The 6785-nt window shown below is 70.0% G+C and carries 7 protein-coding genes; 6 read left to right on the top strand and 1 reads right to left on the bottom strand.

Annotation, left to right across the window (positions count from 1 at the left end; translation table 11 throughout):
* Positions 1-297: 297 nt before the first annotated feature.
* Positions 298-699: a nuclear transport factor 2 family protein gene (locus IPV10_RS06825; protein ID WP_207481873.1), complete on the bottom strand. Its 402-nt coding sequence runs from the start codon at positions 697-699 to the stop codon at positions 298-300.
* A gap of 82 nt (positions 700-781) precedes the next feature.
* On the opposite strand from IPV10_RS06825, the gene IPV10_RS06820 reads away from it, so the two are divergent.
* From IPV10_RS06820 to IPV10_RS06795, 6 genes are all read left to right on the top strand, one after another.
* Positions 782-1150, top strand: a complete 369-nt coding sequence (locus IPV10_RS06820; protein ID WP_207481871.1) for a helix-turn-helix domain-containing protein — start codon at positions 782-784, stop codon at positions 1148-1150.
* A gap of 50 nt (positions 1151-1200) precedes the next feature.
* The gene (locus tag IPV10_RS06815) at positions 1201-1884 is read left to right on the top strand and encodes a sirohydrochlorin chelatase (protein ID WP_207481869.1); all 684 of its coding nucleotides are present in this window, start codon (positions 1201-1203) and stop codon (positions 1882-1884) included.
* A gap of 158 nt (positions 1885-2042) precedes the next feature.
* On the top strand, positions 2043-3761 hold the full coding sequence (locus tag IPV10_RS06810; protein ID WP_207481867.1) for a nitrite/sulfite reductase: 1719 nt from the start codon (positions 2043-2045) through the stop codon (positions 3759-3761).
* Positions 3758-4504, top strand: a complete 747-nt coding sequence (locus tag IPV10_RS06805) for a phosphoadenylyl-sulfate reductase (RefSeq protein ID WP_307861079.1) — start codon at positions 3758-3760, stop codon at positions 4502-4504. The genes IPV10_RS06810 and IPV10_RS06805 overlap by 4 nt, the downstream gene beginning before the upstream one ends.
* Positions 4501-5448: a sulfate adenylyltransferase subunit CysD gene (cysD, locus tag IPV10_RS06800; protein WP_242684712.1), complete on the top strand. Its 948-nt coding sequence runs from the start codon at positions 4501-4503 to the stop codon at positions 5446-5448. Before IPV10_RS06805 ends, cysD begins: the two co-directional genes overlap by 4 nt.
* Complete coding sequence (locus IPV10_RS06795) at positions 5448-6785, top strand: sulfate adenylyltransferase subunit 1 (protein WP_207481857.1); 1338 nt, start codon at positions 5448-5450, stop codon at positions 6783-6785. Before cysD ends, IPV10_RS06795 begins: the two co-directional genes overlap by 1 nt.

Genomic DNA, 6785 nt, shown 5'->3' with positions numbered 1-6785 from the left:
CTCGGTGAGCGCACCCAACGCCCCCACCTGCTCGATCGTTGCGTTCACCAGCGCCGCCATGACACCAGTACACCAGGGGCCACGGACATTCCCACCCCAGATCAGCGGCCGAAAACCACCCCGCAGATCACGGGTCGATAACGAACGAAGCACGGCCAGGAAACCGTCCCCGGAAACCGCGTTTCGTCTCGCTCCGCTCGCTCAACGATCGGCGTGCGGTACCTCGACGACCCGCCCTGAGCGAGCGGAGCGAGTCGCGTCCTGCTCGACGACCGGAGTCGCGCGGGCCCACTCGGGTCAGGCCTGGCCCCAGAACAGGTCCTCGGCCGCGCCGTCCTCGGAGAAGAGGCGGACGTCCACGATCTTCCCGCCACGGACGGTGAGCAGGTCGATGCCACCCATGTCCATCGCGGCGCCCGAGCGATCGCCGGTGAACCGCACCGGCACCGCGACGAGCTCGCCGTTCTCCATCGCGGGGCCGGCGACGGCGAGCTGGAAACTGCCCTCGCTCGCCTCCATCATCCCGCCGAGCAGTGCGCCGATGCCGTCGACGCCTGCGTGATCTCCCGAGAACCGGTTCGCGCCCGGCTGGTGCCAGACGACCTGATCACTCAGCAGTCCCATCGCGGTCGGGATGTCACCACTGGCCAGCGCACCGAAGTACGTCGCGGCGACAGCGGCCGGAGTCTGCTCATTCATGGTGTTTCTCCTCTGATCTTGGAACGCGATATGCCATGGTCACATCCGGTAACCTGTTACCTCAACGTAACCAAGGAGACGGATGTCGCAGCCCGTGTGGAACGTCATGGTGGCGACCTGTCCGTCGCGCACGTCACTCGCGCGGATCGCGAACAAGTGGACGGCGATGATCGTGATCGCGCTCAGCGGCGGCAGCCTGCGTTTCGGCGAACTCCGCGAGGCGGTCGACGGCATCAGCGGCAAGGTCCTGGCCGACACCCTGCGCGAACTGGAGCGCGACGGCATCCTCACCCGCACCGCGTTCGACGTGATGCCGCCGCGCGTGGATTACGCACTCACCCCGCTCGGCGAGACGCTCCGCGAGCCGCTGACGGCGCTCGGGCACTGGGCCGAGACGAACATCGAAGCAGTCCAGGCGGCACGGGAGAGCTACGACGACCGCACGGCGTGAGGTCGCCGGCGGGTAACACCGCCGTCACACGCACCGCTTAGGCTGACCGCATGCCCCGCCCCGCCCTGCTCGCCGTCTCACACGGCACGTCGGATGCCGAAGGCGCCCGCACGATCGCCGAGTTCGTCGTCAAGATCGGCGAGGCCCTCCCCGACGTCGACGTCCGCGAGGCCTTCGTCGACGTGCAGCAGCCCGATGCCGCAGACCTGGCACCCGAGATCGAGGGTCCGCTCGTGATCGTGCCGCTCCTCCTCTCGAGCGGCTTCCACGTGCACCACGACCTGCACGGCATCGCGAACAAGCGGGCGGATGCCGTCGTCGCCGACCCCATGGGCCCCGACCCGCGGCTCGCCGAGGTGCTGGCGGAGCGCCTGCCAGTGCATCCGACTCAGGCATCCGATGGTCCGGTCATCCTCGCCGTCGCCGGCTCCCGCGATCCGCGATCGCTGACGGATGCCGAGGGCATGGCGGCACTCCTTCGCACCCGGATCGACCGCCAGGTGGAACTCGCCTACCTCGCCGCCCGCCAGCCCGACCTGCCGACCGCGCTGGAGAACCATCCCGACGCCGTCGTCTCGATCTACCTGCTCGCGCGCGGCTACTTCTTCGACCTCGCCGAGCGCCAGGCTCCCGGTCGCACGCTCACGCTGCCGCTGCTCGACGGCGGCGCGGTGCCGCAACCGCTGATCGACCTCGTCGTCTCCCGGTATGAGGCAGCCGAAGCCCGGCTCTGATCGCACCGCACAGAAACCCCCTCAGCACCAGAGGTCCCCGTCATATTTCGCCCTGCGTGACGTTGTGTGACGTTCTCTGACGCAACATGTCACACCGGGTTCTTGAACGGGGTCCACCCTCCTTACCGTGATGCAAAGCCATCCCAGGGAGCAGTGCCATGACCATTCAGCAGCCGACGCCCATCCGCGGCGCTCGAACGCGCACCACTCGCACCCCCACGAAGCCGCACGGCCAGTGGGCCGTCGACGGCAACGAGCCCCTGAACGCCAACGAGGAGTTCAAGCTCGCCGACAACGGGCTGAACGTCCGTGAGCGCATCGAGAACGAGTACGCCAAGGGCGGCTTCGCGTCGATCGATCCGACCGACCTGCACGGCCGCTTCCGCTGGTGGGGCCTGTACACGCAGCGCAAGCCCGGGATCGACGGCGGGCGCACCGCACAGCTCGAGCCGCACGAGCTCGAGGACGAGTACTTCATGCTGCGCGTCCGCATCGACGGCGGCCAGCTCACCACGCACCAGCTCCGCGTGATCGGCGAGATCTCCACCGAGTTCGCGCGCGACAGCGCGGACATGACCGACCGCCAGAACGTGCAGCTGCACTGGATCCGCGTCGAGGACGTCCCCGAGATCTGGCGCCGCCTGGAAGAGGTGGGCCTCAGCACAACCGAGGCCTGCGGCGACGTCCCCCGCGTCATCCTGGGCTCCCCGGTGGCCGGCATCGCCGCCGACGAGATCATCGACCCGACCCCGCAGATCCACGAGATCGCCGAGCGCTTCATCGGCGACCCGACGCTCGCGAACCTCCCCCGCAAGTACAAGACCGCGATCACCGGCCACCCCAGCCAGGACGTGGTGCACGAGATCAACGACTGCGCGTTCGTCGCGGTCGAGCATCCGGAGCTCGGCATCGGCTACGACCTCTGGGTCGGCGGCGCTCTCTCCGTCGTGCCGCGACTCGGCGAGCGCCTCGGCACCTTCGTCGCCCCCGAGCGGGTCGCCGAGGTGTGGCACGGCGTCACCCAGATCTTCCGCGACTACGGCTACCGGCGGCTGCGCAACAAGGCCCGCCTGAAGTTCCTCCTCGCCGACTGGGGTGTCGAGAAGTTCCGGCAGGTGCTCGAGAGCGAATACCTGTCGGAGCCACTGCCCGACGGCCCCGCCGCCCCGAAGCCGACCACGATCGGCGACCACGTCGGCGTGCACGAGCAGAAGGACGGCCGCTTCTTCGTCGGTGCCGCTCCCCTGGTCGGCCGCGTCTCCGGCACCACGCTCACGGCGCTTGCCGACCTCGCCGAGGCGCACGGCTCGCAGCGCGTGCGCACCACGCCTTACCAGAAGCTCATCGTGCTCGACATCCCCGAGGCCGAGGTCGAGAGCCTGGTCAAGGGACTCGACGCGATCGGACTGTCGGCTCGTCCCAGCCTGTTCCGCCGCGGCACCATCGCCTGCACCGGCATCGAGTACTGCAAGCTCGCGATCGTCGAGACCAAGGCGAACGCAGCCGAGGCCATCCGCCAGCTCGAGGAGCGCCTCGGCGCGCTCGAGCCCGAGATCGGCCGCCCGATCACCCTGCACGTGAACGGATGCCCGAACTCCTGCGCCCGCATCCAGACGGCCGACATCGGCCTGAAGGGCCAGCTCGTGCAGATCGACGGCGAGCAGGTGCCCGGCTACCAGGTGCACCTCGGCGGCGGTCTCGCCGGCGTCGACCGCGAGGAGGCCTGCCTCGGCCGCACCGTGCGCGGACTCAAGGTCGCGGCCGACGGCATCGCCGACTACGCCGAGCGCGTCATCCGCCGCTACCTCGCAGATCGCGAGGAGGCGGAGAGCTTCGCGCAGTGGGCGCACCGGGCCGACGAGGAGGCGCTGCAGTGACCGCCGTCCTGATCCGCCCACCCCGCCCGGCCCGTCGCCCGGCCGAGGAGCTCCAGGCCATCGCCGAGCGCGGCAACGCCGAGCTGCGCAGCCGTCAGGCCGACGAGGCGAGCCCTGCCGAGGTCATCGCCTGGGTCGCCGAGAACTTCGCCGTCTCGCAGGCGGCCGTCGCCTGCTCGATGGCGGATGCCGCGCTGCCGCACCTGGTCGCGCAGAGCCTCCCCGGCGTCGACGTGCTGTTCCTCGACACCGGCTACCACTTCGCCGAGACCACGTTCACGCGCAACGAGGTCGAGCGCGAGCTCGATGTGCGCATCGTCGATGTGAAGCCCGAGCAGACGGTGCGGGAGCAGGATGCCGAGTTCGGCAAGGACCTCTTCGCCCGCGACCCGGGCCTCTGCTGCGCCCGCCGCAAGGTCGAGCCCCTGCAGCGCTCGCTCGGCGAGTACGAGGTGTGGTTCACCGGCGTCCGCCGCGAAGAGGCGCCGACCCGCGCCGAGACCGAGCTGATCGTCTGGGACGAGCGCAACGGCCTGGTCAAGGTGAACCCGGTCGCAGCGTGGAGCTTCGACGACCTCATCGACTACGCCACCGAGAACGCCGTGCCGGTCAACCCCCTGATCGCGAACGGCTACCCGTCCATCGGCTGCGCGCCGTGCACGAAGCAGGTCGCCCCCGGCGAGGACCCCCGGTCCGGCCGCTGGGCAGGCCTGTCCAAGACAGAATGCGGACTCCACCTATGAGCATCGACACTGCAACCGGGTCCCTGAGCTTGTCGAAGGGCGCCCCCTCGACCAGCCTGAGCGCCCTCGACCTGCTCGAGGCCGAGGCCATCCACATCATCCGCGAGGTCGTCGCCGAGTTCGAGCGCCCCGTGCTGCTGTTCTCCGGCGGCAAGGACTCCGTCGTCGTGCTGCACCTCGCCGCCAAGGCGTTCGCGCCGGGCAAGGTGCCCTTCCCTGTGCTGCACGTCGACACGGGCCACAACTTCCCCGAGGTCATCGCGTTCCGTGACGAGACCGTCGCGCGCCTCGGCATCCGCCTCGAGGTCGCGAGCGTGCAGGACTACATCGACGACGGCCGGCTGGCCGAACGCGCCGACGGCACTCGCAACCCGCTGCAGACGCAGCCACTGCTCGACGCGATCGCGGCGGGCAAGCACGACGCCGTGTTCGGCGGCGCCCGCCGCGACGAGGACAAGGCTCGCGCCAAGGAGCGCATCATCTCGCTCCGTGACGAGTTCGGCCAGTGGGACCCCCGCAACCAGCGCCCCGAGCTCTGGAGCCTGTACAACGGACGCCACACCCCCGGCCAGCACGTGCGCGCCTTCCCGATCTCGAACTGGACTGAGATCGACATCTGGAGCTACATCGAGCGAGAGAGCATCGCCCTCCCTCCCCTGTACTACGCGCACGAGCGCGACGTGTTCCGCCGCGACGGCATGTGGTGGGCGATCGGCGAGTTCTCGCAGCCGCTGAAGGGCGAGGAGATCGAGCGCCGCGTGGTCCGCTACCGGACCGTCGGCGACATGAGCTGCACGGGCGCGGTGGAATCGGATGCCGCTGACACGGCATCCGTCGTCCTCGAGGTCGCCCGCTCCACCCTCACCGAGCGCGGTGCCACCAGGGCCGATGACCGCATCAGCGAGGCCGCCATGGAGGACCGCAAGAAGGACGGATACTTCTGATGACTGACGTATTGGAAGCTGGGTCCCTGAGCCTGTCGAAGGGCACCACGCTGTTCCGGTTCGCGACCGCCGGCTCCGTCGACGACGGCAAGTCGACGCTCGTCGGCCGGCTGCTGCACGACGCCAAGGCGATCCTCGCCGACCAGCTCGAGCAGGTCGCGGCGACCTCCCGTCAGCGCGGCTTCGCGCACGGCGCCTTCGATTTCGCCCTCCTCACCGACGGCCTGCGCGCCGAGCGCGAGCAGGGCATCACGATCGACGTCGCCTACCGCTACTTCGCGACCGACCGGCGCAGCTTCATCCTCGCCGACTGCCCCGGCCACGTGCAGTACACGCGCAACATGGTCACCGGCTCCGCCACCGCGGATGCCGTGATCGTGCTGGTCGACGCGCGCAAGGGCGTCATCGAGCAGACCCGCCGCCACCTCGCCGTGGTGTCGCTGCTGCGGGTGTCGCACGTGATCATCGCGGTGAACAAGATCGACCTCGTCGACTACGACGAGAACCGCTTCGTCGAGATCGAGCTCGAGGCGGCGCGCGTCGCCGAGCAGCTGGGCCTCAGCGGCCTGCACGTGCTCCCGGTGTCGGCGCTCGAGGGCGACAACATCGTCGACCGGTCCGAGAACACCCCCTGGTACAGCGGCCCCACGCTGATCGAGCTGCTCGAGTCGCTCCCAAGCACCGACGAGATCGAGTCGGCGGCATCCGATTTCCGCCTGCCGGTGCAGCTGGTGCTGCGCCCGCAGGGAGGCCTCTCGCCGACGATCAGCGCCGACGACGCCGAGCGCTACCGCGACTACCGCGGCTTCGCCGGCCGCATCGCCGCAGGCTCCGTGCGTGTCGGCGACCAGGTCGAGGTCTTCCCCGGTGGCCACCGGACGACCGTCACCGGCATCCACGTCGCCGGCGTCGAGGCGGATGCCGCCAAGGAGCCGCAGTCGGTCACCCTCACCCTCGCCGACGAGCTGGACGCCGCACGCGGCGCGCTCATCGCGGCGGCCGGGACCGCGCCCGCCGGGCGACGCGAGGCCGTGGTGGAGCTGTTCCAGCTCGACCAGCGCGAGGTCGTCGCAGGCGCCAAGGTGCTGGTCAAGCACGGCACGGCCACCGTGCAGGCGCTGGTCTCCGAGATCATCGACCGGCGCGACCTGGAGACGCTCGGCCACCACGACGCCACGGCCCTCGCCGTGAACGAGATCGGCCGCGTCCGCCTGCGCTTCGCCGCCGACCTGCCGCTCGAGCCGTACGCGGTGAGCCGCGCCGGCGGCTCGCTGCTGTTGATCCACCCCGCAGACGGCGCAACGCTCGCCGCGGCGACCGTCGTCGACGAACCCTGA

This window comes from Microbacterium sp. SD291 (genome assembly GCF_017355365.1).
Taxonomy (GTDB): Bacteria; Actinomycetota; Actinomycetes; order Actinomycetales; family Microbacteriaceae; genus Microbacterium.
This window is presented reverse-complemented; position numbering and strand designations above follow the sequence as displayed.

Bases quoted from the DNA above. Each gene is read 5' to 3' on its own strand.
- IPV10_RS06795 (WP_207481857.1), top strand. From the start codon at position 5,448: ATGACTGACGTATTGGAAGCTGGGTCCCTGAGCCTGTCGAAGGGCACC.
- IPV10_RS06810 (WP_207481867.1), top strand. From the start codon at position 2,043: ATGACCATTCAGCAGCCGACGCCCATCCGCGGCGCTCGAACGCGCACC.
- IPV10_RS06815 (WP_207481869.1), top strand. From the start codon at position 1,201: ATGCCCCGCCCCGCCCTGCTCGCCGTCTCACACGGCACGTCGGATGCC.
- cysD (WP_242684712.1), top strand. From the start codon at position 4,501: ATGAGCATCGACACTGCAACCGGGTCCCTGAGCTTGTCGAAGGGCGCC.
- IPV10_RS06825 (WP_207481873.1), bottom strand. From the start codon at position 699: ATGAATGAGCAGACTCCGGCCGCTGTCGCCGCGACGTACTTCGGTGCG.
- IPV10_RS06820 (WP_207481871.1), top strand. From the start codon at position 782: ATGTCGCAGCCCGTGTGGAACGTCATGGTGGCGACCTGTCCGTCGCGC.